This window comes from Nocardioides lianchengensis, from assembly GCF_900101465.1.
In the GTDB taxonomy this organism is placed as follows: Bacteria; Actinomycetota; Actinomycetes; order Propionibacteriales; family Nocardioidaceae; genus Nocardioides; species Nocardioides lianchengensis.
Genome location: NZ_FMZM01000003.1, coordinates 269,537 through 294,222, shown reverse-complemented (window position 1 = coordinate 294,222; position 24,686 = coordinate 269,537). Strand labels below are relative to the sequence as shown.

Genomic DNA, 24,686 nt, shown 5'->3' with positions numbered 1-24,686 from the left:
TTTGATGTCCATGCAGATCACCACCACCCGCTCGAGCAACCCCGTCAGCGACGAGCGGCTCGCGGAGATCCTCGCCAATCCCGGGTTCGGCGTGCACTTCACCGACCACATGTTCACCGTCGAGTGGACGCCCGACGCGGGCTGGCACGACGCGCGCATCGAGCCCTACGGCCCGCTGTCGCTCGACCCGGCGACCGCCGTCCTGCACTACGCGCAGGAGACCTTCGAGGGCATGAAGGCCTACCGGCACGAGGACGGGTCGGTCTGGTCGTTCCGCCCCGAGGAGAACGCCGCCCGGATGGAGCGCTCGAGCCACCGGCTCGCGCTGCCCGTGCTGCCGGTCGAGGACTTCGTCCAGGCCGTGCAGGCGCTGGTCGAGATCGACCAGCGGTGGGTGCCGGAGGCGGCGGGGGAGAAGAGCCTCTACCTGCGGCCGTTCATGTTCGCCTCCGAGGCGTTCCTCGGGGTCCGCCCGTCCCAGCACGTCACCTTCATGGTGATCGCCAGCCCGGCCGGCTCCTACTTCAAGGGCGGCGTGAAGCCGGTCAGCCTCTGGCTCACCGAGGAGTACACCCGCGCGGGCCGCGGCGGCATGGGTGCGGCCAAGACCGGCGGCAACTACGCCAGCTCGCTGGTCGCCCAGCAGGAGGCGTCGTCGCACGGCTGCGACCAGGTCGTCTTCCTCGACGCCCAGGAGGGCACGTACGTCGAGGAGCTCGGCGGCATGAACATGTACTTCGTCTACGCCGACGGCCGCATCGTCACCCCGGAGACCGGCACCATCCTGGAGGGCATCACCCGCTCCTCGATCATCGAGCTGGCCGGGAAGATGGGCCACCAGGTCGAGGAGCGGAAGTTCGCGATCGAGGAGTGGAAGCAGGGCGTCGCCTCCGGCGAGATCGTGGAGATCTTCGCCTGCGGCACCGCGGCCGTCGTGACCCCCGTCGGCTCCCTGAAGTGGGACGGCGGCGAGGTGGGCACCCCCGAGGGCGGGGACGAGCTGTGGAAGCGGATCCGCCAGGAGCTCGTCGACGTCCAGTTCGGCCGGGCCGAGGACGGCTTCGGCTGGATGAAGCAGCTGGTCTGAGTCTGCTCGGCCTCTCGAGCCGCCGGGACCCGGAGCGACACCCTCGACCTCTCTGGATTAAGGTCAGCCTTACCTAATCCAGGAGGACCTGCATGCGTCGCCGTCCCTCGCTCGCCCTCGCCCTGCTCGGACTGCTGCTGTCCGGCAGCCTCGTCGCGTGCGGCGACGGCGACTCGTCGTCGGCCACGGACGACCCGAGCACCGGTCCCGCGGTCGAGGGGGCCCAGTTCCCGGTGACCGTCCCCCACCAGTTCGGCGAGACCACGGTCGCCGAGCAGCCCGAGCGCGTCGTCAGTGTCGGCTACACCGAGCAGGACATCCTGCTCCAGCTCGGGGTCACGCCGGTCGCCGTGACCGACTGGTACGGCGACCAGCCGTTCGCCACCTGGCCGTGGGCCACCGAGCTGCTCGGGGACGCCGAGCCCGAGGTCCTCTCCCTCCAGAACGGCTTCGAGTTCGAGAAGATCGCCGCGCTCAAGCCTGACCTGATCGTCGGCACGAACGCCGGGATGACCGCGAAGGACTACGAGCTGCTGGCCAAGATCGCGCCCACGATCACCAGTGTCGAGGGCTCCACCCAGTACTTCTCCTCCTGGCAGGACCAGACCCTCCAGGTCGCCCGGGCGCTCGGTCGCGAGGCTGACGGCCAGGCGCTCGTCGACGAGGTCGAGCAGAAGTACGCCGACGTCGCCGCCGCCCACCCGGACTGGCAGGGCAAGAGCGCGACCTTCTCCCAGGGTGGCCCGTACGACGGTCAGCTCTACGTCTACCCCGACGGCCTCAGCACCGACTTCCTCACCGAGCTCGGCTTCGTGATGACGCCCGGCCTGGAGGAGTACGCGCCCGAGGTGGGCTCGCAGGCCGAGATCTCCGCCGAGAACGTCAACCTGATCGACGCCGACGTGATCGTCTGGGCGACCGAGAACCCCGAGCAGTTCGACGAGCTCCAGGCCTTCAGCACGGTCTCGAAGCTGCCGGCCGTCGCCGAGAACCGGTCGGTCTACACCGACGAGGTCCTGGCCGGGGCGATCTACTTCCTCACCCCGCTCAGCCAGCTCTATCTGATCGACCGGCTGACGCCGATGCTCGAGGCCGCCGCCACCGGCGAGGCGCCGCGCGAGTACCCGTCCTGACCGTCCCGCTCGACCCTCCAGCCCTGATCCACCCCTGATCGCAAGGAGCACCATGAACCCCACCCGACGCCGCTTCCTGACCGGCCTGTCCTTCATGGCCGTGGCGCCGGCCGTCCTGGCCGCCTGCGGCAGCGAGGACTCCTCCTCCGGTGGCAGCACCGGCGGCAGCGCGAGCGAGGCCCCTGCTGACGAGTCGGCCTTCCCGGTCACCATCAAGCACAAGTACGGCGAGACCACCGTCGAGAAGGCGCCCGAGCGGGTCGTCTGCATCGGCCTGATGGACCAGGACTCGCTGCTCGCGCTGGGGATCGTGCCGGTCGGTGTCACCTACTGGTTCGGCGACGAGAAGCTGCAGGGCATCTACCCGTGGGCCGAGGAGGCCTTCGGTGACGCCGAGCTCCCGCTGCTGCTGAAGGACGCCGACGGGGTCGAGGTCGAGAAGATCGCCGGCCTGGCGCCCGATCTGATCATCGGTCAGTACACGGGCCTCAACGAGCAGGACTACGAGACGCTCTCGAAGATCGCCCCGGTCGTCGCCCAGTCCGGCGACTACCCCGACTACAGCATGCCGTGGACCGAGATGGCCCTGACGATCGGCACCGCGGTCGGTCAGAAGGCGAAGATGCAGGAGATCATCGACGGGGTCACGCAGCAGATCGCCGACGCGGCCGAGGCGCACCCGGAGTTCGAGGGACAGACCGCAGCGCTCATCACGCCGTACGAGGGTCTGTTCATCTACGGTCCCGAGGACCCGCGGTCGCGGATGCTGACCGACCTCGGCTTCACGCTGCACCCGGTGATCACCACCGCCGACGACAGCGAGTTCGGCATCTCGCTGTCCGCGGAGCGCACCGCCGACCTGGGCGACGTCGGGGTGGCCGTCTGGTACGACCTCAACGCCGACAAGACCGTCGCCGGCATCTGGGAGGGCCTGCCCTCGGCGAAGGAGGGGCGCTTCGTGGACATCAACGAGAAGCAGGACGGCTCCTACTACGTGGGCCACAGCTTCGTGACGCCGCTGGCCATCCCCTATGTGCTGGAGCGCTACGTGCCGCAGCTGGCCGCGGCCGTCGACGGCGACCCGGCCACGACGGTGCCGTCCTCCAAGATCTGAGGACCCCCTCGTACGAACGCCCCCGGCTCGCCGAGCCGGGGGCGTTCGCGCGTGCTCAGGGCAGCAGCGGCGTCGACTCGGGGTGCGGGGCGGCGGCGACGGCCTCGGCCGAGGAGCGCGGCACGATGATCGGCAGCTCGGTGCGGGGGTCGGGCAGGACGTCGGCGTCGAGGCCGAAGACCTCCCGCAGCATCGCGGCGGTGACGACGTCGGTGGGCGTGCCCTGCGTGACGATCGCGCCGTCCTTCATCACGACCATGTGGTCGCTGTAGCGGGCGGCCAGGTTGAGGTCGTGCAGGACCATCGCGACGGTCCGGCCGCGCTCGCGGTTGAGCCGGGTGACCAGGTCGAGCACCTCGACCTGGTGCGCGAGGTCGAGGTAGGTGGTCGGCTCGTCGAGGAGAAGCAGCTCGGTGTCCTGGGCCAGGGTCATCGCGATCCAGGCCCGCTGACGCTGGCCGCCCGAGAGCTGGTCCAGGGCCCGGTCGCGGAGGTCGGCGGTGTCGGTCATGGCCAGCGCGGACTCGACGACCTGCTCGTCCTCGGGCGACCACTGGCTGAACCAGCGCTGGTGGGGGTGCCGGCCCCGGCCGACCAGGTCGCGGACGAGGAGGCCCTCGGGGGCGACCGGGGTCTGGGGGAGCAGGGCCATCCGGCGGGCGATCTCGCGCGTGGGCAGCGACTGGATCGGCTCGCCGTCGAGCAGCACGGTGCCGCTGGACGGCCTCAGCAGCCGGGCCAGGGTGCGCAGCATCGTCGACTTGCCGCAGCCGTTGGGTCCGATGATCGTCGTCACTTTGCCGTCGGGGATCGCGAAGGTCAGGTCGCGGACGACCGGGACCTCGCCGTACCCGACGGTGACGGAGTCGGCGCGGAGACGGGACGCGGGCGAGGTGGAGGTCATGCCGACACCTTTCGGTTGGCGCGGAGGAGGAGCCAGATCAGGTACGGCGCGCCGATCGCCGCGGTCACGATGCCGGCGGGGAGGGGGACGGGGATGACGACGCGGGTCAGCAGGTTGGCGCCGACGACCAGGCAGGCGCCGAGCACCATCGAGGCCAGCATCGGCGGCCGGCTGCCGCCGGTGAGCCGCAGCGCGATCTGGGGGACGACGAAGGCGACGAACTCGAGGGGCCCGACCGCCGAGACCGCCACGGCCACCAGGCCGACGGCGGCGAGCAGGGTCAGCAGCTGGGTGACCTGCAGGCGTACGCCGAGGCCGCGAGCGCTGTCGTCGCCGAGCATCATCGTGTTGAGGCTGAGCACGAGCAGCAGCGAGACCGGCACCAGCACCGCCAGCGTCCAGATCATCGGCCAGGCCTGGTCCCACCCGCGGGCGTTGAGCGAGCCGTTGAGCCAGACCTGGGCGCTGGCCAGCTCGGCCTCCCGCGCCCGGACGAGCAGCCACGACGTCATCGCGCCGAGGGCCGCGCTGAGGCCGATGCCGACCAGGACGAGGCGCTGGCCGTCGACACCGCGCCGCCAGGAGAACAGGTAGAGGACGAGGGCGGTGAGCAGGCCGCCGAGGAACGCGGCCAGGGGCAGGCCGAGGCGCTGAAGCGTGCCGGTGACCAGGCTCGATCCGTTCCCGCTGGCCCCGGAGAGCACGATCACCGCGACCGCACCGAGGGCCGCGCCCTGGGTCACGCCCAGGATGTCGGGGCTGGCGAGCGGGTTGCGGGCGAAGGTCTGGGTGAGCGCGCCCGACAGGCCGAGCGCGGCGCCGACCAGGACGGCGACCAGCGTCTGGGGCAGACGCAGCTCGTTGACGATGAACTGCTGGCCGGGGTCGCCGCCGCCGAGCAGGGTGGAGATCACGTCCCCGAAGGGGATCTCGAAGTCGCCGAGCGAGATGTCGAGGACCACGAGGAAGGCGAGCGCCACGAGGGCGACCACGGTGATGAGAGCGGCGCGCAGCGGCACCAGCCACGACGCCGGGCCGACGCGCAGGGTAGCGGTCGGCGTGGAGGTCCGCGTGAGGCGGCTCCGGGTGGTCACAGGCGCACCAGCCGCATCCGTCGCACGATGAGCATGAAGACGGGGCCGCCGACGAGGGCCATCACGATGCCGACCTGGAGCTCCCCGGGCCGGACGACGACCCGCCCGACGACGTCGGCGACGACCAGGAAGACGGCGCCGACCAGCCCGGAGTAGGGGAGCAGCCAGCGGTAGTCGACGCCCGAGAACACCCGGGCGATGTGGGGGACGACCAGCCCGAGGAAGGCGATCGGCCCGCAGGCCGCGGTCGCGGCGCCGGCCAGCAGCATAACGGCGGCGACCCCCATCGTCTTGTGCACCCAGGGCGTCATGCCGAGGGAGCGGGCGACGTCGTCACCGAGCTGGAGCATGTTCAGGCCGGGGGCGCCGATCGCGGCGAGCAGCAGTCCGGCCGCCATGAACGGCAGGACGTCCCACAAGACGTCCATCGGCCGCCCCGCGACCGAGCCCACCACCCAGAAGCGGTACTCCAGCAGGGTCGCCCGGTCGTTCAGCACGACGGACTGGGTGGCCGCCTCCAGCAGCGCGGTCACCGCGGCACCGGCCAGCACGAGGGTCACCGGGTTCGGTCCGCCCTTGCTGCTGCCGATCGCGAACACCGCTGACGACGCGAGTCCGGCGCCGACGAGCGCGAACCACACGTAGCCGCTCCCGCCGATGGAGAACCCGTAGATCCCCAGCACCACGGCGAACGCCGCGCCGGCGTTGACGCCGAGCAGGCCGGGCTCGGCGAGCGGGTTGCGCGTGTGGCCCTGCATCAGCGCACCCGCGATGCCGAGGCAGGCGCCGACCGCGAGTCCGAGCAGGGTCCGGGGGAGCCGCAGGTCGTGCACGATGGTCGAGGCGTCTGAGCCGTCCTCGTGGAACAGCACGTCCACCACCGTCCCGAACGGGATGCTGCGGCTGCCGACGGCCAGGCTCACCAGCGCGGCCACGACCACCAGGGCGACCAGCACCAGCAGCCCGACCACGGAGCCACGACGGTGGTCCGGGACCGACGGGCGGGTCGTCGGCGGTGAGGCGGTGCTGGTCACGGGAGGTAAGGCTAGCCTTACAGTCCGCAGATGCCCGCACGGCCGTCCGCTCGTCGTACCCCGGGCGGACGGGTCGCGCGGGTAGCCTGCCTGCGTGACGAGCGTGCCGAGCACCCCCTCCGGCCCGGAGGCCCCCGGTGGCCCCCGGATGTCGGTGGGCGACTACACGCTGCTGGCCAAGATCGGCGAGGGCGGCATGGGCGTCGTCCACCTGGCCCGCAAGCCGGGTGGCGAGCGGGTCGCGCTGAAGGTGCTCCGGCCCCACATCGTCGGCGACGACGAGGCGCGCGCCCGGCTGGCCCGCGAGGTCTCCTCGCTGAGCCGGATCCAGAGCCGCTGGGTGGCCGAGATCGTCGACGCCGACCCATGGGCACCGGTGCCGTACGTCGCTACCCGCTACGTCCCGGGCCTCTCGCTGCACGACCACGTGGTCGAGGAGGGGCCGATCGAGGGCCGCGACCTGCTGTGGTTCGCCGGGTGCCTCGCCGAGGGGCTGCTCTCGGTGCACCGGGTCGGCGTCCTGCACCGCGACGTGAAGCCGTCGAACGTGCTGATGGAGGGCCGCACCCCGATCCTCATCGACTTCGGCCTGGCCCGGGTCGCCGACGACCCCAAGCTGACCCACACCGGCTGGCTGCTGGGCACGCCCGGCTACCTCGCCCCCGAGATCCTCTACGGCGAGGACGCCTCCGCCGCCTCCGACATCCACTCCTGGGCCGCGACGGTCGCCTACGCCGGCACCGGCCGCGCGCCGTTCGGCCGCGGGCCGTCGATGGCCATCATGGACCGGGTACGCCGCGGCCAGCACGACCTGACCGGCCTGCCCGACGGCCTGCGCGGCGTGGTCGAGGCCGCGCTCGACCCGGACCCCGCCCGGCGCCCCCGGCTCGGCCAGCTGCTGGCCTGGCTGCGTCCGCAGTCGACCCGGGCGGGCTCCCGCGAGCCGGTGCCCCCGGCGCCGGTCGCCGAGGACGTCTTCACCCTGCCGCTCGCGCTGGCCGCGACCGCCGCGACTGCCGACGACCCGACCGACCGCTGGGAGGACCCGGCCGACGACCGTCCGGCGCCCACCCGGCTCGAGACCGAGCACGTCACCCGGGCGTTCCCCGCCGAGCCGACCGCCCGGCCGACGGGGGCGCCCGTCGCCGATCCGTGGGCCGGGCCGTGGGAGGAGTCGCCGTTCGAGCCCGAGCCGCCCACCACCTCGTTCGGCGAGCGGGCCCGGCGGGCCACGCTGATGGTCGGCGGGGCGCTCGCGGTCGGCGCGGGCACGGCGGCGTACCCCTGGTGGACGACGGGCCTGGTGCTGGTCCTCGTGTGGGTGCTGCGCAGCGGCTCGCTGGCGGCCAGCAAGGCCGGCGACCGGCGCCGCCTCCGCGGTCGCAAGTGGTACGACGGCGCGCAGTTCCTGCTCGGTGCCCCGTGGGACCTGGTGCGCTCGATCCCGGGCACCCTGATGCTGGTGCTGTGGAGCGCCGGCCTGGCCGTCGCCGCCGGTCTGGTCTGCTACGCGGTCGCCGCCACCGTCCCGGTGACCCTCTTCGTGTGCGGCACCGCGCTCGCCGTGTCGCTCTGGTCCGGGCCCGGCGGGTCGCGGGTGCGCTCACCGCTGGCCCGCGTGGTGCACCCGCTCTCGGCCGACGTCCGGCGGTGGGCGGTGGCCGCGGTGCTCGTGGGCGTGGCCGCGGCCGGCCTCGGCCTGGTCGCCGGCGACGGCACCACGTGGGGTCCGTCGGGAGATCCCGCCGGGTGGACCAACCCGCTCCCGTGACCCGCACGCGGTAAGATGCCTCACATGCAGCACCGCCACATCGTCATTCCCTAGCGCGTCGAGACACTCGACGCGCCGACCTCTCGCACCCCGAGAGGTTTTTTTGTGCCCGGAAGCAAGAAGGAATCCCCGATGGACCTGCACGGCTCGTTCCACGTCTACGACACCACCCTGCGCGACGGTGCGCAGCAGGAGGGGCTGACCCTCTCCGTGGCCGACAAGCTGACGATCGCCCGCCAGCTCGACGGCCTGGGCGTGGGCTACATCGAGGGCGGCTGGCCGGGCGCGAACCCCAAGGACACCGAGTTCTTCCGGCGCGCGGCGCGCGAGCTCGACCTGAAGCACGCCCGGCTCGCCGCGTTCGGCGCCACCCGGCGCGCCGGCGTACGCGCGGCCGACGACCCGCAGGTCGCCGCGCTGCGCGACAGCGGTGCCGGGGTGGTCACCCTGGTCGCGAAGTCGCACGACCGGCACGTCGAGCTCGCGCTGCGGACCACGCTCGAGGAGAACCTCGCGATGGTCCACGACACCGTGTCCCACCTGCGGGCCGAGGGCCAGCAGGTCTTCCTCGACGCCGAGCACTTCTTCGACGGCTACCGCGCCAACCGGGCCTACGCGCTGGAGGTGCTGCGCACGGCGTACGACGCGGGCGCCGAGGTCGTCGCCCTCTGCGACACCAACGGCGGCATGCTGCCGGCCTGGGTCTCCGACGTGGTGCACGACGTGGTGGGGACGACCGGCGGCCGGGTGGGCATCCACGCCCACAACGACAGCGGCTGCGCCGTCGCCAACTCGCTGGCCGCGGTCGACGCGGGCGCCTCGCACGTCCAGGGCTGCATCAACGGCTACGGCGAGCGCACCGGCAACGCCGACCTCGTCACCGTGGTCGCCAACCTGGAGCTGAAGCTGGACCGCCAGGTGCTCCCGCCCGGCCTGCTGCGCGACTCGACCCGGATCGCCCACGCGGTCGCGGAGGTCACCAACGTGCCGCCCGCCAGCCGGCAGCCGTACGTCGGCACCTCCGCCTTCGCCCACAAGGCCGGCCTGCACGCGAGCGCGATCAAGGTCGACCCCAACCTCTACCAGCACCTGGACCCGGTCCAGGTCGGCAACGACATGCGGCTGCTGGTCTCCGACATGGCCGGGCGGGCCTCGATCGAGCTGAAGGGCCGCGAGCTCGGCTTCGACCTCTCGGACAACAAGGAGCTGGTCGGCCGGATCACCGACCGGGTCAAGGTGCTCGAGTCGCGCGGGTTCACCTTCGAGGCCGCGGACGCGTCCTTCGAGCTGCTGCTCGTCGAGGAGGTCGAGGGTGCGCGGCCGTCGTACTTCGAGATCGAGTCGTGGCGGGTGATCACCGAGACCCTGAGCCACGCCCGGCCCGGGGAGGAGGCGGTCTCCGAGGCCACCGTGAAGCTGACGGCCGCGGGGGAGCGGTTCGTGGTGACCGGCGAGGGCAACGGTCCCGTCAACGCCCTCGACCAGGCGCTGCGCACGGCGATCGGCCAGGCCTACCCGGAGGTCGCCAAGTTCGAGCTCATCGACTACAAGGTCCGGATCCTCGACCAGGGCCACGGCACCGACGCCATCACCCGGGTGCTGATCGAGACCACTGACGGCGAGTCGACCTGGGTGACGGTCGGCGTCGGCCACAACGTCATCGAGGCGTCCTGGGGCGCCCTCGTCGACGGCCTCACCTTCGGCCTCCGTCGCCAGGGCGTCTGACGCCGACCCGTCACTCGATGTCCGCTTCTGGCGGCGTGTCGGGTCAGGATCGACGGTTCGGTGAGCGGTACGACGCCGTCCGCTCACCGAACCGTCACTCGCGGACCGACACGCCGCCGAAAGGTGACATCCAGTGACGGGTCAGCGCTGGACGACGCGGCCGACCAGGTCGGTCCAGGCCTCGTAGACCCGGTCGACCGGGAACTCCTCGATCCGCACCTGCTGGTCGAGGATCGGCACCTCCAGCGGCGCCAGGATCGCGGTCGCGAGCAGCGGCAGGTCGCCGGTGACGCCAATCTCGGCGAGCAGGTAGCGCACGTGCATCGCCGTGAAGGAGTACGCCGCGTAGGACCGCGGTCCGACCCGGCCGGCCTCGCGGATCAGCTCCGCGTGCTGGAGGGTGACCTCGATGCGCGAGCGGCCGAAGGCGCGCAGCCGGTCGAGCGGCGGGGCGCCGGGCCCGAGCGGCGGCGGGCCGGAGATGACGGAGGCCTGCCAGTCGGTCTCGGACTGGTTGAGCAGCGCGCCCATCAGTCCCTCACGGGACTCGAAGCGCCGGAAGACGGTGCCCTTCCCGACGCCCGCGCGGGCGGCCACCTCGTCCATCGTGACTGCGGCGGCGCCGTGCTCGGCGACCAGCGCGGCGGCCGCGCACATCAGCGCCTCGCGATTGCGCGCGGCGTCGCGGCGCTCCGTCTGGGGAGCGCCGAGCAGGGGCAGCGGGCGGTGGTCGGACATGGCGTCGCCCACTGTAGGGACGGCGCTCGCGGAGCGCTGGTGGATTCCTCGACCTGGGCGGGGAATGAAAGCGGACCGCAGTCCGTTTAGTCGGTCGACCGTTCCACCTCAGATCCAGGAGCACCCATGTCCGAGACCCGCGTCGCCGTCCTCGTCGGCAGCCTCCGTGCCGACTCCCTCAACCGCAAGCTCGCCGAGAAGCTGCGGGACGAGGCGCCCGACGGCGTGACCCTCGAGATCGTCGAGGGCCTCGAGCAGCTGCCCTTCTACAACGAGGAGATCGACGGCGAGCAGGTCCCCGAGGCCGCCGCCCGGATCCGCGGCCAGGTGGCGCACGCCGACCGCGTCCTCGTCGTCACCCCGGAGTACAACGGCACCATGCCGGCCGTCCTCAACAACGCCATCGACTGGCTCTCCCGCCCCTACGGCGCCGGCGCGATCGTCGCGAAGCCGTTCGCCGTCGTCGGCACCACCCCCACGCCGTACGGCGGCCGCTGGGCGCACGCCGACGCCAACCGCTCGGCCAACATCGCCGGCGCCGTCGTCCTCGAGGACGTCACCGTCTCCCAGCCCGGCATCGAGGTCGACGTGCTCGCCGACGGCGAGGTCCAGGCCAAGCTCCAGGCCGCGCTGCGCTCGCTGGTCGACTACGACCCGGCGCCGTCCTCCGCCGCCTGAGGCCACCCCCTCTAGCGTGGGGGTCGTGACCGACCTCCACGACCTGACCGCGCTGGAGCAGGGCGAGCTGGTGCGCCGCCGCGAGGTGTCGCCCGCCGAGCTCGTCGACCACTACCTCGAACGCGCCGGCCGACTCGACTCGGTCGGCGCGTTCGTCACGCTGACGCCCGACCTGGCCCGCGAGCGGGCCGCGGCCCTGCGCGACGCACCGGACGCGGGTCCGTTGCACGGCGTCCCCACCGCGATCAAGGACCTCAACCTGACGGCGGGGGTGCCGACGTCCCTCGGCTCGGCGGCCTTCGCCGACTTCGTGCCCGACGTCAGCGACGCCGTCACCCTCGGGCTCGAGGCGGCCGGGATGATCAGCCTCGGCAAGACGAGCACGCCCGAGTTCGGCTCGCCCTGCTACACCGAGCCCGAGGGCCGGCCGCCGGCGGTGACGCCCTGGGACCGCACCCGGATGGCCGGTGGCTCCTCCGGTGGGGCGGCCGCGGCCGTCGCCGCGGGACTGGTGCCGGTCGCCCAGGGATCCGACGGGGGCGGCTCGATCCGGATCCCCGCGTCCTGCTGCGGGCTGGTCGGCCTGAAGCCGAGCCGGGGGCGGGTCTCGGGCTTCCCGATGTACGGCGAGCCCACCGGCCTGGCGACGGCCGGGTCGATCGCCCGGACCGTGCGCGACGCGGCGGCGATGCTGGACGCGATCGCCGGGCGTCGCGTGGGGGACCCGGCCTGGGCGCCGCCCCCGTCCGAGAGCTTCCTGGCCTCCTGCGACCGCGACCCGGGTCGACTCCGGATCGCTCGCTTCAGCGAGCCGGTCATCACCGACGCCGCGCTGGACCCCGAGTGCCGTCGGGCCTGGGAGGACGCGTCGCTGCTGCTGGAGTCGCTCGGCCACGAGGTCGTCGACGTCGCCGTCCCGCTGCCGCGCGAGGCGGTGCCGGTCTTCGAGACCTGCTGGGCCGTGCTGACCGCGCTGTCGGTCGTCCCGCCGGAGCGCGAGCACCTGCTCCGCCCGCTCACCCGCTGGCTGGGCGAGCGGGGCCGGGCGGTCAGCGGGCCCGACTTCGGGCTGGCGATCGGCGCGATGCGCCGGTACGCCGCAGATGCGCTCACCGCGCTCGCGCCGTACGACGCCGTGCTCACGCCCACCCTGGCCACCCCGCCGCTGCCCGTCGGCGCGATCCGCGACGACGCCGACCCGGCTGCGGACTTCGAGGCGCAGAAGCGGTTCACGCCGTACACCTCGGCGTGGAACGTGACCGGCATGCCGGCGGTCTCGCTGCCGCTGCACCAGACGCCGGACGGGCTCCCGGTGGGCGTCATGCTCGCGGCCCGGCCGGCCGAGGACCCGCTGCTGCTGGCGCTCGCCGCCCAGGTGGAGTCGGCCGCACCGTGGGCCGACCGCAGGCCGCCCCGGTGGTGAACCCTCAGTGGTGACGACCCGGCACACCGCGGCGCTGGGTGCCGCCGAGCTGGACGAGATCCGCGACCTGCTCGACGCCGCCTTCGACGACTTCGACGACCACGACTGGGAGCACGGGCTCGGCGGCCAGCACGCCGTCGTCCGCGAGGACGGCCTGCTGGTCGCGCACGGCTCGCTCGTGCAGCGGCGGATGCTCGTGGGCGGTCGCTCCCTGCGGGTCGGGTATGTCGAGGCGGTCGCGGTGCACCCCGATCGGCGCCGGCTCGGCCACGCCTCCACGGTGATGGCGGCCCTGGAGGCGCTGGCGCCGGCGTACGACCTGCTCGCCCTCAGCGCGTCGGACGCGGGGCTGCCGCTCTACGAGGCACGGGGCTGGCAGCCGTGGCGCGGCCCGACGTCCGTGCTCGGCCCCACGGGTCCGGAGCCGACGCCCGACGACGACGGATCGGTCCTGGTCCTGGTCCTCGGCGGTCAGGACGTCGACCGGGACCTGCCGATCGCCTGCGATCACCGGGACGGCGACGTCTGGTAGCGGTCGCGGTCGGCGACGTGCCAGGCGATCCAGGTCAGGGGGAAGAACAGCCCCGCCAGGACCGCTCGCGGGACGCTGCGTCCCCGGCGCCGCGCCCCGGACGCCGTCAGGACGGCGAGCGAGACCAGCCCCAGCAGCGCGGCCCCGGCCAGGCCCGACAGGACGACGACGTCGATCATCCGGTCAGTGTGCCGCGACCGGACCGGTCCGGCCAGCCTCTGCTCAGCGCAGCCGGGTGCCGAGGGACCAGAGGTGGTCGAAGTAGCCCTGCCAGGCCGTGACGGCCGCCGCGTTGCTGACCTTCACGACGACCTCGTCCGCGGCCCGCGGCGCGTCGCCCCAGTTCTCCGAGCCGGTCCAGAGCCGGGCCTTCTTCGTGCTGCCGGTGCCGTAGCGGGCGATCATGGACTTGCTGTGCAGGTAGTCCTGGTCGCTTCTCTTCAGCAGCTTCACCGGGATCCCGCCGCGCACCAGCACGCCCTTGACCTGCGGCCCGATCCCGCCCACGACGACGCGGACCTTCGCGCCCGCCCGCTTCTTGGCGACCAGGGCCCGGGCGATGGCCAGGCCGCGGTCCCCGCTCCACGACGCGTTGGCGATCCGGATCACCAGGCGGTCCTGCGGGAGGCCGTTGATCCGGCCCACGACGGGATCGGCCATGCTCGGCGAGTTCCAGGGGTTGAAGGTCAGTGCGGTGTTGGGCGTGAGGTTCTCCTGGATGAACGGCGCCCGCTGGTCGCGCCGCTTCACCTGCTGGGCGAAGACCCGCTTCAGCGTGCGGTGCACCGGCCGGTAGCCGACGAACTGGTAGCCGTCGTTGTACTGCCAGTCGGAGGCGGCCGTGGTCGCGTTGGCCGAGGTGAAGATCGAGACGAACCGCTTGCCGTAGGTCGACGAGAACGTCCAGGACTTCTGGTGCATCGCTCCCTTGCCGAGGGCGGGGTTGCCCCGGGCGGCGCCGTTGCTGACGACGAGCTTGGAGCCCTTGCCGTTCAGCTGCGCGCGGAGGTACTTCCGGATCCCCGGCTCGGCCTGCTTGGCGACGAGCATCTTGACCCGCACGCCGCGGTTGTCGGCAGCAGCGAGGGCCCGGGCGATGGTCACCGAGTCGAAGCTCCAGGTGACGCCCTGGATGAGCGACCCCTTCGGGGCGCCGTTGATGGCGCGGAGGATGACGCAGGAGATGTCGCCGTACCTCGAGCCGGGATCGCCGAAGAACGCCTCCGGTCGGAGGACGTACGGCCCCGGCGCGCACTGGAAGTCGTCGGCCGCGGCCGGGGCGGCGGTCGCGGCGGTCGCCCCGGCGGGCACGGCGGCGCCGAGCGGCACGAGTGCCGCGACCAGCACGGCGGCGAGGGCTGAGGCGAGGATGGTGAGGACCCGAGACATGCACGGGTCCTACCCGCCGCGGTCAGTCGCCAAGCCCCCGAGCCTGGAGCGCGTCGCCGGTCTCGTGGGCGCGTGCGACGACCCGGACCACGAACGGGGTCAGGAAGGCGCGCGGGTGCCGGCCGAGGCCGCGGGCGCGGGCGGCGTCACGGGTCTCGAGGGCGAGGGCGAGGGTGCCGGGGATGGCCTGCAGCGCGAGGCTGAAGGTCAGCGCGACCCGCTCGGGCTGGGCGCCGAAGCGGCGGAGCGGACCGAGCCAGCGGACGATCGCGTCGAGGATGGCGTTGACGGCCGTCGTGGCGGTCAGCACGACCGCCGCGAGGGCCAGGGCGAGCAGGTCGACGAACGTCTCGACCGCCTTGGGCAGGCCGTAGAGCCACCACTGCAGGGCGGAGACGACGAGGGCGACGAGCAGCACCGACCGGGCCGCGCGGGCCAGGGTCCGGAGCCGGACCCGACCGACCAGGGCCGCGAGCAGCGCGAGGGCGAGGAAGACCCACGACCAGGTCGCGCTGCGCACCAGCACGACGCTCAGGCTGTACGCCGCCAGGCCCGCCATCTTCACGCCGACCGGCAGCCGGTGCAGCACGGTGGTCCCCGGCTGGTGGACGCCGATCAGCAGCAGGTTGCTCATCCGAGGGCCGACGCCACGTAGTCGTCGACGGCCGCGTCGGGCGCGCCGTCGTACCGGATCTCGCCGTCGGCGACCACCAGCACCCGGTCGCAGCGGCGGGCCAGGTCGAGGTCGTGGGTGACGAGCACCAGCTGCTGGTCGAGCCCGAGCAGCAGGTCGCCGACCCGCCGGGTGTTGGCCAGGTCGAGCAGGGTGGTCGGCTCGTCGGCGACGAGCACGGCGGGCTCCGTGGCCAGCACGCCGGCCAGGGCGAGCAGCTGCTTCTGTCCGCCGGACAGGCTGTGCACGCTGTCGTGCGCGTGGTCGGCCAGGCCGTAGCGGTCCAGCACCGCGAGCGCCAGCTCGCGCCGGCGGTCGCCGTTCCGTTCGCGGCGGCGCAGCGACAGCTCGACGTCCTCGACGCAGGTCGGCATCACCAGCTGGGCGGCCGGGTCGGTGAAGGAGAACCCCACGCGCCGTCGTACCTCCGCGCCCTGGCGGGCGACGTCGAGACCGTCGACCAGCACCCGCCCGACGGTCGGCGTGACGAGCCCGTTGAGGAGCCGGGCCAGGGTGGACTTGCCGGACCCGTTGGCGCCGACGATGCCGATCCGGCGCTCGGTCAGGGTGAGGGTCGTCGGGGCGAGGACGACGCGGTCGCCGGAGACGGTCGGGACCGTGACCCCGGCACCGTCGAGCTGGATCGTGGGCACTCCGGCGTCAGCGGGTGCGGCGGCCGAGCAGCTGCGGGAAGGCGCGGTGCACCTCGGCGGCGACCAGGGCCACCACGAGCGCCTTGACGATGTCGCCCAGCCAGAACGGGGCGTCCCAGCCGGCCGCCGTGCTGAACGGGACGTCGGAGAACGCGGCCATGCCGAGGATGCCGAGCAGGTGGTTCAGGCCGACGCCGGGCAGGCAGCAGAGGAACACCACGAAAGCGGACGTACGACGGCCGCGCGCGGCGTACCGGACCAGGAGACCGGTGACGAAGGCGACCGCGAGGAACGACCACAGGTAGCCGGCGGTGAGCCCGGTGAATACGCCGAGGCCGGAGGAGTGGCCGGAGAAGATCGGCAGGCCGGCGGCGCCCAGTGCGAGGTAGACCGCGACGGCCAGGGTGCCCCGGACCGCGCCGAGCAGCGCACCGGTGAGGGCGATCCCGAAGGTCTGCAGGGTGATCTCCACCCCTGCGCCGCCCACGGGGATGCCGCCGACGACGGTGCAGGCGGCGATCAGCGCGGCGAACGCGGCCACCAGGGCCAGGTCGGTCGCGGAGAGGCGCGGACGGCGGGTGGTCGCCGGCGCGGTGCTGTCGTCGGTCATGGTCATCGGGGATCCTTCTCGGCACGGACCTGAACGGTGGTCAGGTGAACGGCGTTCAGGTTAGGGTTCGGGCCGGACACCGTCAATGCTGGGAAGGAGGCTGTGGGATGCGCAACAACCGCGGCGACGTGGTGGATCGGGCGATCGAGGTGCTCGACTCCTACGGCCTGGCCGACCTGTCGATGCGCCGGCTCGGTGCCGAGCTCGGCGTGCAGCCCAGCGCGCTCTACCACCACTTCGCCAACAAGCAGCTGCTGCTCGCGGCCGTGGCCGACGAGGTGCTCGCCCGCGGCGCGCGACCGCCGGTCGACGGCCCCTGGGACGAGCAGGTGGTCGCCGTCTGCAGCACGCTGCGCGACGCCGTGCTGGCTTACCGCGACGGCGCCGAGCTGGTGGCCACCGTGCACGCGTTCGGGCTCGGCGCGCGGGCGCCGTACGACGCGCTGGTCGAGGCCCTGGCCGCCGGCGACCTCCCCGACGGCCTCCCCGACGATCTGGTCCCGGTCGCCGCCCGCACCCTGCTGCACTTCGTGCTCGGCCACGTCTCCGACGAGCAGACCCACCTGCAGGCCGGCAGCGCCGGCGCCATCGCCGACGCCCCGCGGGAGTCGTCCGACTTCGCGCTGGGCCTGGCGATCATCGTCGACGGGATCCGGGCGCGGGTCAGCGGCGCCGCTCCAGCCTGAGCAGCTTCCGCGGCGCGACGGCCGTCGACAGCCCGCCGCCGACCGCCCGCCGCTCGAAGTGCAGGTGGCAGCCGTCGGGCGCTCCGTCGTCGGACGCCCGGGCGATCAGCTGGCCGCGGCGCACGAGGTCGCCGCGCTCGACGTACACCTGCCGGGTGTGGCCGATGACCACGTCGAAGCCCTGGGACCGGCTGCGCAGCAGCAGCGGGTTGGCGCCGTACGCCGGACCCAGCGAGCTGTTGTCGACCACCCGCAGCCGAGTGCGCGCGAACAGCCGGGTGCCGCACGGCATCGCGACGTCCAGCCCGTGGTGGAACCCACGGCCGTCCCGGCAGCGGGGGTCGGGGGAGTAGTACGGCGCCCGCGTGCAGCCGAACGGGATCATGATCCGGTGCGCGCCCCGGAACCACGGCGACGTGTAGCGGGTCTTGTCGGCGGTGTAGAAGACCCAGCGCGGATCGGCGTCGGCCGCGGCCGGGGTCGCCGGCAGGAGGACCAGCAGGAGCAGGGTCGAGAGCACGGTCGCGAGCAGGCGCACGACCCCACTGTCACACAGCACCCAGCTGCCACGACTCCAGCAGCCGGCAGTCCCCGTCCGCCCACCAGGCCAGGTCGAGCCGCTCGGCGTGGACGCGCACGGGCAGCAGGTCGGCGAGAGCGGCGCGGGTCGAGGCCTCGCTGACCTCCGACGAGCGCAGGTCGAGGGTGAGGTGCGGCAGCACCTCGTCGTACGCCCCGGCGTACGGCGGGCACTCGGGGAAGGCCGCGAAGAGCCGCATCGTGAGCTCCTGGAACGGCCGGGCCGGCTCGGGGACCAGGTGGATGATCCCGTCCGGGAAGGTCGCGACCCGCTCCAGCACCACCTCGAACGGCGTCGTCCGGGCCACGACCGCCGTCAGGCGTTCCCGCGCGTGCCCGTCGAGCGACGGCAGGAACGGCCCGAGCGCGGTCACGTGGGCGTGCACGAAGGCGGGATCGGCCGAGACGAAGCCGGGGTCGTAGTGCGCGTGCCGTCCGCGCACGAACTCCTCCAGCTCCGGCACCGGGATCTGCAGCACGGAGTGGCCCGCGTCCCCCACGTCCGACAGCGTACGACGGCCGCGCGCCGGCTACTCCCGGGCGATCGGGTTGACCAGCGTGCCGGCGTACTGCAGCGAGGAGGCCTGGTCGGCGATGTCGACCATCTCCAGGGTGTTGAGCAGCTGCAGGCGGTTCAGGCAGCTGTGCTTGAACTCGGCCCGCTGCAGGTCGTAGGCGGCGATCCGGTCGGCCAGCTCCGGGTGCTCCTCGGCGTGCTGCTCCACGCAGCGTCGTACCTCGGCCCAGAAGTCGGCCTCGGGCAGCACGCCGTCGGTGCCGAGGATCGCGGCGAGGTGGCGCAGGAACCCGTCGAAGACGTCGGTGTGCAGGGCCAGCGCCCGGATGTCCTGGGGCACGTCGGCGCGGATCCGCTCGACCTCCTCCGGGACCGGGATCGAGGCGTCCATCACGCAGACCTCCTCGCCGACGTCCTTCATCAGCGCCCGGACCGGCACGTGGTCGCGCAGCACCAGCACCAGGTTCTCGCCGTGGGGCATGAACGCGAGCTCGTGGGCGAGCAGGCAGTGCACGACCGGCCGGACGTAGGCGTGCAGGTAGCTGCGCACCCACGCGGTCGCGTCCATCGGAGAGGCCTCGATCAGCGCGCCCGCCAGGGATCCGCCGCGCGCGTCGCGGTGCAGCAGCGAGGTCATCGAGGCCAGCCGCTCGCCCTGGGACAGCAGCGGGACCGGGCTCTCGCGCCACAGCGCCGCCACCATCTTCTGGTACGGCGAGCGCACCTCCAGGGCGTGGAACGCGTCCCCGGTGTAGCCGATCGCGGCCCGCTCGCGCAGCACCGCGAAGCCGCAGCCCTTCAGGGTCGGGTCGTCCTCGACCAGCCGGTGCACCCAGTCGTTGATGGCGGGCGTGGCGCCCATGTAGCGCGGCGACAGCCCGCGCTTGAAGCCCATGTTCTGGATCGACAGCGCCGTCTTCACGTAGTGCCGGTCCGGGCGCGAGGTGTTGAAGAAGGTGCGGATCGACTGCTGCGCGCGGTAGTCGTCGGGCCCGGTCCCGAGGTGGACCAGGTCGCGGCGGGCCAGGTCCGGCGCGAAGGTGATCGCCAGCTGGTGGCGCCACTGCCACGGGTGGACCGGCACGTAGAGGTAGTCGTCGGGTTCCAGCCCGAGCCCGCGCAGGGTCGCGGCGAAGCCCGCCCGGGTGGTCGCGTCCAGCTCCCCGTCGTACAGGCGGGCCTCGGAGAGGCCCTCGCCGATCGAGAGCCGGGCCTTCGAGCGCCGGGCGGCCAGCCACTCCAGCCGGACCGCGCTGCCCGTCTCGGGCGCGTAGGCCGCGTAGTCGTCGAGGTCGTAGCCGATCCGGCCGTTGTTGGCGACGAAGCCCGGGTGGCCCTCGGTCATCGCGGCCTCGAGCGCCTGGTAGTCGGCGTCCAGCAGCTCGGCGACGGTCGCGGTGGAGTGCGCGAGCTTCCAGCAGGAGCTGGCCAGGGTGCTGGCGATCTCCTCCAGGTACGTCGGCAGCAGCGCGTCCGGGATGCCGAGCAGACCGGCGAACTCGGTGACGAACCGCTGCGCGTCGAGGTCGGCCGGCGCGCCGTCGACCCACCGGGTGAGCGAGGCCTCGTCGACCGCCCAGTGCTCGAGGGCCAGCCGCTGCGCGGCGAAGGTGTACGACGAGCCGCCGTCGGGCGCGCTCAGCCGCCACTGGTCGGCGTCGGGCACCGGCGTGACGATCCGCTCGTGGGCGTACTCGCTGATCGCCTTCGCGACCAGGTGCCGCTGGGCGGTCGCCAGCCGCTCGGGGGACAGGTGGGCGGCCGGACCGTCGTAGGCCGCGCGGGTGCAGAAGGAGAGCGCGGCGGTCTTGGACGGGAGCTCCACGGCGCGCGCGACCACGAAGCCGAAGGCGGCGTTCAGGGCGGCGATCTTCGCGTTGCGGACGTCCGGCTCGACCACGACCCGTCGTACGGCGGGGTCCGCGAAGCAGTGGTCGAGCACGGCCCGGAACACCAGCCGGGTGAACCCGGCGACGGGGGTGTCGGTCGGGGCGACGAGGACGTGCATGCCGAGGTCGCCGGGCCGGACCTCGGGCAGCTCGGCCAGCGGCGAGTGCGCGGGGTCGTAGGTCTCGGCGAGGAACGCCGGCTCCCCGTCGACCCGGCCCAGCCAGGCGTGGTGGTGGGGGTCGGCCACGATCCGTGCGTACTCGGTCGTCACGTCCTCGCGCGACGCGCCCTGCATCTCCCAGTAGACCGAACGGGGGTGGGTGACCCAGGCGTGCAGCAGGGCCAGGTCGCGGTCGAGGTCCAGGGGTTCGAGCGTTGCCTTCGGTGTCATGAGTGGTGGCTCCTCCTCAGGTGGTCGGGGACGCCGAAGCTCTGCACGGCGATCCGCTTCTCGATCGGGTAGACCTCGCGGCCGGTCAGCGCGGCGACCAGCACCGAGTTGCGGTAGGCCCCCATGCCGAGGTCGGGCGCCACGAAGCCGTGCGTGTGCTCCTCGGCGTTCTGGACGTAGATCTCGCGGTCGCCGTGGTCGACGCTGTACGTCGACGACGCCGCGAACCGCCCCTGCTCGTCCCAGCGGATCCGGTCGCGCACCGGCTCCAGGAACTCCGGCACCTGCGCCGCGTAGCCGGTCGCGAGGACCAGCCCGTCGGTGCGCAGCCCGAAGTCCTCGTCGGTCTCCTCGTGGTGCAGGTCGAGCTCGTACGACGACCCGTCCCAGCGGGCACCCGTGACCGCGGTGTTGGTGACCAGGGTCGTGCGTGGCCCCTCGCCCTGCACGCGCAGCCGGTAGTGCAGGTCGTGGATGTCGTCGACCAGGTCGCCGCTGATGCCCTTGTAGAGCGAGCGCTGGTCGCGCAGCAGCCGGGCCCGGGTCAGCTCCGGCAGCCCCTGGAAGTACGACGTGTACTCGGGCGAGGTCAGCTCGAGGGTGAGCTTGGTGTACTCCATCGAGAAGAACCGCGGGCTGCGGGTCAGCCAGGTCAGCCGGTAGTCGTGGTCGGCCGACTCGGCCAGCAGGTCCTGGTAGATCTCGGCCGCGCTCTGGCCGCTGCCGACGATGGTGATGGAGTCGTGCTGCTGCAGCTCGGCCTTGTGGTCGAGGTACTGCGCGGAGTGGATCGCCGGACCGCCCGCCTCGCGGACGCAGTCGAGGATCCGCGGCCTCGTCCCGACGCCCAGCACCAGCCGGCGCCCGCGGAAGGTGTCGCCGGCGGCGGTCGAGACGACGTACGCCGCCCCGTCCCACTCGACCCGCGTGACGGCCTGGCCGAAGCGGACCGAGTCGAGCCGCTCGGCGGCCCAGCGGCAGTAGTCGTCGTACTCGCTGCGCAGCGGGTAGAACGACTCGCGGATGTAGAAGGGGTAGAGGCTGCCGGTCTCCTTCAGGTAGCTCAGGAACGACCAGCGCGAGGTCGGGTCGGCCATGGTCACCAGGTCAGCCAGGAACGGCACCTGCAGGGTGGCCTCCGGAAGCATCATCCCGGGGTGCCAGGCAAGCTCGTCGCGGGCCTCGAGGAAGACGCCGTCCAGCTCGTCGACCGGGTCGGTCAGGCAGGCCAGGCCGAGGTTGAACGGGCCGAGGCCGATGCCCACGAAGTCGTACGTGCCGTTGGGGGTCATGCCGCCTCCCTCATCAGCTCGCGGCCCACGGCGCCTAGGCTGCCGGTCACGGCCAGCACGTCGTCGAGGGTCGCGAGCGGGTTGAGCAGGGTGAGCTTGAGCCAGCAGCGGCCGTCGACCTTGGTGGCGGCGACCATCGCGGTCCCGCGCTGGTAGACCGTCTGCCGGATCCGCGGCTGCAGCCGGTCGGCCGCGTCCTCGGTCATTCCCTCCGGGCGGAAGCGGAGCACGAGAGTGCTCAGCCCGGGCTCGGCGCACCGCTCGATCGCCGGGTCGTCGGCGAGGGCGTCGTACGCCCGGCGGGCCAGGTCGACGACCGTGTCGACGTACCCGCCGATGGTGTCGGGGCCCATGGTCCGCAGGGTCATCCAGAGCTTCAGCGCATCGAAGCGGCGGGTGGTCTGCAGGCTCTTGTCGACCTGGTTGGGGTGCCGGATCCCCTCCGGGTCCTTCGGGTTGAGGTAGTCGGCGTGCCAGGTGACGTGGCCGAGGTGGCGGCCGTCGCGCACCAGCAGCGCGCTGGCGGAGACCGGCTGGAACCAGGTCTTGTGGTAGTCCACGGTCACCGAGTCGGCCTGCTCGATCCCGGCCAGCAGGTGCCGCCGGGTGGGGGAGACGAGCAGCCCGCCGCCGTACGCCGCGTCCACGTGCAGCCAGGTGCGGTGCCGGCGGACCAGCGCGGCGATCGCGCCCAGCGGGTCGATGGCGCCGAAGTCGGTCGTGCCCGCCGTGGCGACGACGGCCATGGGGGAGAGGCCGTACGTCGTCAGGTCGTCGAGCGCGCCCGCCAGGGCGTCGACGCTCATCCGGCGGTCGCGACCGACCGGCACCGCGACGACGGCCTCGTCGCCGAGGCCGAGCAGCCGGGCGGCCTTCTGCACCGAGAAGTGCGCGTCGGCGCTGGCCAGGATGCGCAGTCGGCTGGGATCGCCGTGGACGGTCCTCGCGAGCGCGTGGTCGCGGGCCAGGAGCAGGCCCTGCAGGTTGGACTGGGTGCCGCCGCTGGTGAAGATGCCGTCGGCGCCGCGGCCGAAGCCGATCCGGCCGTTGGTCCAGTCGATGAGGTGCCGCTCGACGAAGGTGCCGCCGACGCTCTGGTCGAAGGTGTCGAGGCTGGAGTTGACCGCGCTGACGAAGACCTCGGCCAGCAGGGCCGGGACCACGACCGGGCAGTTGAGGTGCGCGGCGTAGGCCGGGTCGTGGAACCAGATCGCGTCGTCGAGGTAGACCCGGCTCATCTCGGCCAGCGCGGACGCGGGGTCGCCGAGCGGGACGTCGAGATCGACGTCGGCGACCGGCTTGGCGGCCTGCTCCGGCTGCACGCCCGTCGCGGGGCCGCCGAGGCGGCGCAGGGTGTCGGCGAGGTGGTCCACGCCGAGGCGCATCGTGTCGACGTACGAGTCGAGGTGGTCGGGGTGGAAGAGGTGGTGCAGGTCCGGGGGAGGGGGGTCGTCCCGACGGTTCTGGGCAGGGGAGATGGACACCGAGTTGTCCTTCCGAGCAAGGAGTTAGGTAAGCCTCACCTTAGGGGTACCCGTCTGAGCGAGTTCAACCCGTGACCCGTCATCTGGGACGATCGTCACACCGTCCCGCGCTCGCGACGGAGCTCGGCCAACCGCTCCCGCAGCTCCGGGTCGGTCATCACCAGCCAGACCAGTCCGCAGTCCTGCGGCCCGGTCGCGCCGGGCTCGCAGAGCGAGCACGGCTCGCCCAGCCTGATCGGGCACTGCGGAACGGGTCTCCCCATGGCGCCATCGTGCGCCGGCCCGGTCACGGCCGGTAGGGCCGCAGGTCCTCGGCCCGCGTGCCGCCGGAGAGTTTCATCGGCTGGCCGACAGGTCTCCCGCCGGGACGACGAAGGTTCATCGTCCCGGCGAGAGTTTCATCGGCCAGCCGATGAACCTTTGCGCGCGTGATCGACGGGCGTCACCGCCAGCAGCCGCTCGCACTCGGCCACCAGCCGGGCGCGCAGGGGAGCGCCGCGATCGGCGAACCCGCGCTGCGCCTCGGCGTACGCGGCCTTGCCGGCGGCGGTCTCGATCGCGAGGGGCTCGAAGCCCAGGTCCACCAGGTCGTACGGCGAGGCCCGCATGTCGAGGACCCGGATGTCGCGGGCCAGCTCGAAGCAGTCCGCGACCAGGTCCGAGCTGACCATCGGGGTGAGCCGGAAGGCGTGCTTGTAGAGGTCCATGCCGGCGTGCAGGCAGGCCGGCTGCTCGAAGTCCGGCCGGTCGGCGGCGGTGGGGGCGAGGGTGTTCAGCGGTCGGGCCGTGGGTGTGAAGAACCGGTAGGCGTCGAAGTGCGAGCAGGCGATCCGGTGCGACTCGACGACCGCGTCGGTGCCGGCCCCGCCGAGCCGCAGCGGCCAGTCGGCGTGCCGGGTCTCGTCGTCCGCCAGCCGGTGCACCATCGCCCACTCGTGCAGGCCGAAGCAGCCGAAGTTCGCCGGGCGGGCGGCGGTCGCGGCCAAGAGTCGGTGCACCGACTCCAGCAGCGGCCGCTGCGCGACGACGTACGACGCGGTCACGGCGCCGTCGTCGTACCCCTTCAGGCCGTCGTACTCCGGGGCGTCGAGCAGCCGGACGCCGTACCCCGGGTGCCAGCGGCGCAGCTGGGCCGGGCGCTGGGAGTAGTAGGTGAACAGGAAGTCGTGGACCGGGTGCTTGACCCCCGACTCGCGCCGGGCGAGGTGCGGGGCGACGAAGGCATCGACGCGGCTCGCGTGTGCGTTGGCGCACGCGCGCCAGGTCGCTCTCTCCAGCACCTCCACGAG

The 24,686-nt window shown here is 73.0% G+C and carries 25 protein-coding genes; 9 read left to right on the top strand and 16 right to left on the bottom strand.

Annotation, left to right across the window (positions count from 1 at the left end):
* The first annotated feature begins 10 nt into the window (after positions 1–10).
* The 3 genes from BLT76_RS07330 (at position 11) to BLT76_RS07320 (ending at position 3,334) form a co-directional block, all read left to right on the top strand.
* Positions 11–1,087, top strand: a complete 1,077-nt coding sequence (locus BLT76_RS07330) for a branched-chain amino acid aminotransferase (protein ID WP_211752776.1) — start codon at positions 11–13, stop codon at positions 1,085–1,087.
* 92 nt (positions 1,088–1,179) lie between these two features.
* Entirely contained in the window at positions 1,180–2,220 is a 1,041-nt protein-coding gene (locus tag BLT76_RS07325) for an iron-siderophore ABC transporter substrate-binding protein (RefSeq protein ID WP_090852998.1), read from the top strand.
* Between the two features lie 52 nt (positions 2,221–2,272).
* The gene (locus tag BLT76_RS07320; protein WP_090852996.1) at positions 2,273–3,334 is read left to right on the top strand and encodes an iron-siderophore ABC transporter substrate-binding protein; all 1,062 of its coding nucleotides are present in this window, start codon (positions 2,273–2,275) and stop codon (positions 3,332–3,334) included.
* A gap of 55 nt (positions 3,335–3,389) precedes the next feature.
* Here the strand turns inward: BLT76_RS07320 and BLT76_RS07315 are convergent, their stop codons facing one another.
* The 3 genes from BLT76_RS07315 to BLT76_RS07305 are packed head-to-tail and all read right to left on the bottom strand — an operon-like array spanning position 3,390 to position 6,366.
* Positions 3,390–4,238, bottom strand: coding sequence for an ABC transporter ATP-binding protein (locus tag BLT76_RS07315; RefSeq protein WP_090852994.1), 849 nt, complete (start codon positions 4,236–4,238; stop codon positions 3,390–3,392).
* The gene (locus BLT76_RS07310; protein ID WP_090852992.1) at positions 4,235–5,332 is read right to left on the bottom strand and encodes a FecCD family ABC transporter permease; all 1,098 of its coding nucleotides are present in this window, start codon (positions 5,330–5,332) and stop codon (positions 4,235–4,237) included. Before BLT76_RS07310 ends, BLT76_RS07315 begins: the two co-directional genes overlap by 4 nt.
* A complete protein-coding gene (locus tag BLT76_RS07305) occupies positions 5,329–6,366 on the bottom strand; it encodes a FecCD family ABC transporter permease (RefSeq protein ID WP_244509301.1) in 1,038 nt (345 codons plus the stop codon). The genes BLT76_RS07310 and BLT76_RS07305 overlap by 4 nt, the downstream gene beginning before the upstream one ends.
* 94 nt (positions 6,367–6,460) lie before the next feature.
* On the opposite strand from BLT76_RS07305, the gene BLT76_RS07300 reads away from it, so the two are divergent.
* Positions 6,461–8,137 carry a serine/threonine-protein kinase gene (locus tag BLT76_RS07300; protein WP_139175438.1) on the top strand — a complete coding sequence of 559 codons (1,677 nt, stop codon included), beginning with the start codon at positions 6,461–6,463 and terminating at the stop codon, positions 8,135–8,137.
* 132 nt (positions 8,138–8,269) lie between these two features.
* A complete protein-coding gene (cimA, locus tag BLT76_RS07295) occupies positions 8,270–9,862 on the top strand; it encodes a citramalate synthase (protein WP_090852984.1) in 1,593 nt (530 codons plus the stop codon).
* Between the two features lie 141 nt (positions 9,863–10,003).
* Here cimA and BLT76_RS07290 read toward each other — a convergent pair whose 3' ends face one another.
* Positions 10,004–10,600: a TetR/AcrR family transcriptional regulator gene (locus tag BLT76_RS07290; RefSeq protein ID WP_090853469.1), complete on the bottom strand. Its 597-nt coding sequence runs from the start codon at positions 10,598–10,600 to the stop codon at positions 10,004–10,006.
* A 126-nt stretch (positions 10,601–10,726) separates the two neighbouring features.
* Here BLT76_RS07290 and BLT76_RS07285 point away from each other — a divergent pair, with 126 nt between their 5' ends.
* From BLT76_RS07285 to BLT76_RS07275, 3 genes are read left to right on the top strand one after another with little or no spacing between them, the layout of a single operon-like run.
* Positions 10,727–11,278: an NADPH-dependent FMN reductase gene (locus BLT76_RS07285; protein ID WP_090852981.1), complete on the top strand. Its 552-nt coding sequence runs from the start codon at positions 10,727–10,729 to the stop codon at positions 11,276–11,278.
* A 25-nt stretch (positions 11,279–11,303) separates the two neighbouring features.
* Complete coding sequence (locus tag BLT76_RS07280) at positions 11,304–12,701, top strand: amidase (RefSeq protein ID WP_090853466.1); 1,398 nt, start codon at positions 11,304–11,306, stop codon at positions 12,699–12,701.
* A 10-nt stretch (positions 12,702–12,711) separates the two neighbouring features.
* Positions 12,712–13,233 (top strand): GNAT family N-acetyltransferase, encoded by a 522-nt coding sequence (locus tag BLT76_RS07275; protein WP_244509300.1) that lies wholly within the window; start codon positions 12,712–12,714, stop codon positions 13,231–13,233.
* On the opposite strand, the gene BLT76_RS07270 is transcribed toward BLT76_RS07275, so the two are convergent.
* The 5 genes from BLT76_RS07270 to BLT76_RS07250 are packed head-to-tail and all read right to left on the bottom strand — an operon-like array spanning position 13,209 to position 16,564.
* Positions 13,209–13,412, bottom strand: coding sequence for a hypothetical protein (locus tag BLT76_RS07270; RefSeq protein WP_090852975.1), 204 nt, complete (start codon positions 13,410–13,412; stop codon positions 13,209–13,211). The two genes, BLT76_RS07275 and BLT76_RS07270, sit on opposite strands and share 25 nt — an antisense overlap.
* 43 nt (positions 13,413–13,455) lie before the next feature.
* Complete coding sequence (locus tag BLT76_RS07265; RefSeq protein WP_090852972.1) at positions 13,456–14,622, bottom strand: phospholipase D-like domain-containing protein; 1,167 nt, start codon at positions 14,620–14,622, stop codon at positions 13,456–13,458.
* A 22-nt stretch (positions 14,623–14,644) separates the two neighbouring features.
* Entirely contained in the window at positions 14,645–15,256 is a 612-nt protein-coding gene (locus BLT76_RS07260) for a CbiQ family ECF transporter T component (RefSeq protein ID WP_090852969.1), read from the bottom strand.
* Positions 15,253–15,948 (bottom strand): energy-coupling factor ABC transporter ATP-binding protein, encoded by a 696-nt coding sequence (locus BLT76_RS07255; RefSeq protein ID WP_090852966.1) that lies wholly within the window; start codon positions 15,946–15,948, stop codon positions 15,253–15,255. Before BLT76_RS07255 ends, BLT76_RS07260 begins: the two co-directional genes overlap by 4 nt.
* Before the next feature lie 7 nt (positions 15,949–15,955).
* Complete coding sequence (locus tag BLT76_RS07250) at positions 15,956–16,564, bottom strand: biotin transporter BioY (RefSeq protein WP_244509299.1); 609 nt, start codon at positions 16,562–16,564, stop codon at positions 15,956–15,958.
* 101 nt (positions 16,565–16,665) lie between these two features.
* Here BLT76_RS07250 and BLT76_RS07245 point away from each other — a divergent pair, with 101 nt between their 5' ends.
* On the top strand, positions 16,666–17,244 hold the full coding sequence (locus tag BLT76_RS07245; RefSeq protein ID WP_090852962.1) for a TetR/AcrR family transcriptional regulator C-terminal domain-containing protein: 579 nt from the start codon (positions 16,666–16,668) through the stop codon (positions 17,242–17,244).
* Here the strand turns inward: BLT76_RS07245 and BLT76_RS07240 are convergent.
* The 7 genes from BLT76_RS07240 to BLT76_RS07215 all read right to left on the bottom strand — a co-directional run bounded on the left by BLT76_RS07240 (position 17,222) and on the right by BLT76_RS07215 (position 24,677).
* The gene (locus BLT76_RS07240) at positions 17,222–17,782 is read right to left on the bottom strand and encodes a M23 family metallopeptidase (RefSeq protein WP_090852959.1); all 561 of its coding nucleotides are present in this window, start codon (positions 17,780–17,782) and stop codon (positions 17,222–17,224) included. The genes BLT76_RS07245 and BLT76_RS07240 overlap by 23 nt on opposite strands.
* A gap of 10 nt (positions 17,783–17,792) precedes the next feature.
* Positions 17,793–18,323: a 2'-5' RNA ligase family protein gene (locus BLT76_RS07235; protein WP_090852956.1), complete on the bottom strand. Its 531-nt coding sequence runs from the start codon at positions 18,321–18,323 to the stop codon at positions 17,793–17,795.
* Positions 18,324–18,353: 30 nt separating this feature from the next.
* Positions 18,354–20,621 (bottom strand): GNAT family N-acetyltransferase, encoded by a 2,268-nt coding sequence (locus BLT76_RS07230; RefSeq protein ID WP_090852953.1) that lies wholly within the window; start codon positions 20,619–20,621, stop codon positions 18,354–18,356.
* On the bottom strand, positions 20,618–21,913 hold the full coding sequence (locus BLT76_RS07225; RefSeq protein ID WP_090852950.1) for a lysine N(6)-hydroxylase/L-ornithine N(5)-oxygenase family protein: 1,296 nt from the start codon (positions 21,911–21,913) through the stop codon (positions 20,618–20,620). The genes BLT76_RS07230 and BLT76_RS07225 overlap by 4 nt, the downstream gene beginning before the upstream one ends.
* On the bottom strand, positions 21,910–23,397 hold the full coding sequence (locus tag BLT76_RS07220; protein WP_244509298.1) for a pyridoxal phosphate-dependent decarboxylase family protein: 1,488 nt from the start codon (positions 23,395–23,397) through the stop codon (positions 21,910–21,912). The genes BLT76_RS07225 and BLT76_RS07220 overlap by 4 nt, the downstream gene beginning before the upstream one ends.
* Positions 23,398–23,492: 95 nt before the next feature.
* A complete protein-coding gene (locus BLT76_RS25630; RefSeq protein WP_170866969.1) occupies positions 23,493–23,660 on the bottom strand; it encodes a DUF6767 domain-containing protein in 168 nt (55 codons plus the stop codon).
* Positions 23,661–23,795: 135 nt separating this feature from the next.
* Positions 23,796–24,677 carry a 3-methyladenine DNA glycosylase gene (locus tag BLT76_RS07215; RefSeq protein ID WP_308632303.1) on the bottom strand — a complete coding sequence of 294 codons (882 nt, stop codon included), beginning with the start codon at positions 24,675–24,677 and terminating at the stop codon, positions 23,796–23,798.
* Positions 24,678–24,686 lie beyond the last annotated feature (9 nt).

Excerpts from the sequence above, each read along its gene's own strand:
- BLT76_RS07330 (WP_211752776.1), top strand. The coding sequence starts at position 11 with ATGCAGATCACCACCACCCGCTCGAGCAACCCCGTCAGCGACGAGCGG.
- BLT76_RS07325 (WP_090852998.1), top strand. The coding sequence starts at position 1,180 with ATGCGTCGCCGTCCCTCGCTCGCCCTCGCCCTGCTCGGACTGCTGCTG.
- BLT76_RS07320 (WP_090852996.1), top strand. The coding sequence starts at position 2,273 with ATGAACCCCACCCGACGCCGCTTCCTGACCGGCCTGTCCTTCATGGCC.
- BLT76_RS07315 (WP_090852994.1), bottom strand. The coding sequence starts at position 4,238 with ATGACCTCCACCTCGCCCGCGTCCCGTCTCCGCGCCGACTCCGTCACC.
- cimA (WP_090852984.1), top strand. The coding sequence starts at position 8,270 with ATGGACCTGCACGGCTCGTTCCACGTCTACGACACCACCCTGCGCGAC.
- BLT76_RS07290 (WP_090853469.1), bottom strand. The coding sequence starts at position 10,600 with ATGTCCGACCACCGCCCGCTGCCCCTGCTCGGCGCTCCCCAGACGGAG.
- BLT76_RS07285 (WP_090852981.1), top strand. The coding sequence starts at position 10,727 with ATGTCCGAGACCCGCGTCGCCGTCCTCGTCGGCAGCCTCCGTGCCGAC.
- BLT76_RS07270 (WP_090852975.1), bottom strand. The coding sequence starts at position 13,412 with ATGATCGACGTCGTCGTCCTGTCGGGCCTGGCCGGGGCCGCGCTGCTG.
- BLT76_RS07265 (WP_090852972.1), bottom strand. The coding sequence starts at position 14,622 with ATGTCTCGGGTCCTCACCATCCTCGCCTCAGCCCTCGCCGCCGTGCTG.
- BLT76_RS07260 (WP_090852969.1), bottom strand. The coding sequence starts at position 15,256 with ATGAGCAACCTGCTGCTGATCGGCGTCCACCAGCCGGGGACCACCGTG.
- BLT76_RS07250 (WP_244509299.1), bottom strand. The coding sequence starts at position 16,564 with ATGACCATGACCGACGACAGCACCGCGCCGGCGACCACCCGCCGTCCG.
- BLT76_RS07245 (WP_090852962.1), top strand. The coding sequence starts at position 16,666 with ATGCGCAACAACCGCGGCGACGTGGTGGATCGGGCGATCGAGGTGCTC.
- BLT76_RS07230 (WP_090852953.1), bottom strand. The coding sequence starts at position 20,621 with ATGACACCGAAGGCAACGCTCGAACCCCTGGACCTCGACCGCGACCTG.
- BLT76_RS07225 (WP_090852950.1), bottom strand. The coding sequence starts at position 21,913 with ATGACCCCCAACGGCACGTACGACTTCGTGGGCATCGGCCTCGGCCCG.
- BLT76_RS25630 (WP_170866969.1), bottom strand. The coding sequence starts at position 23,660 with ATGGGGAGACCCGTTCCGCAGTGCCCGATCAGGCTGGGCGAGCCGTGC.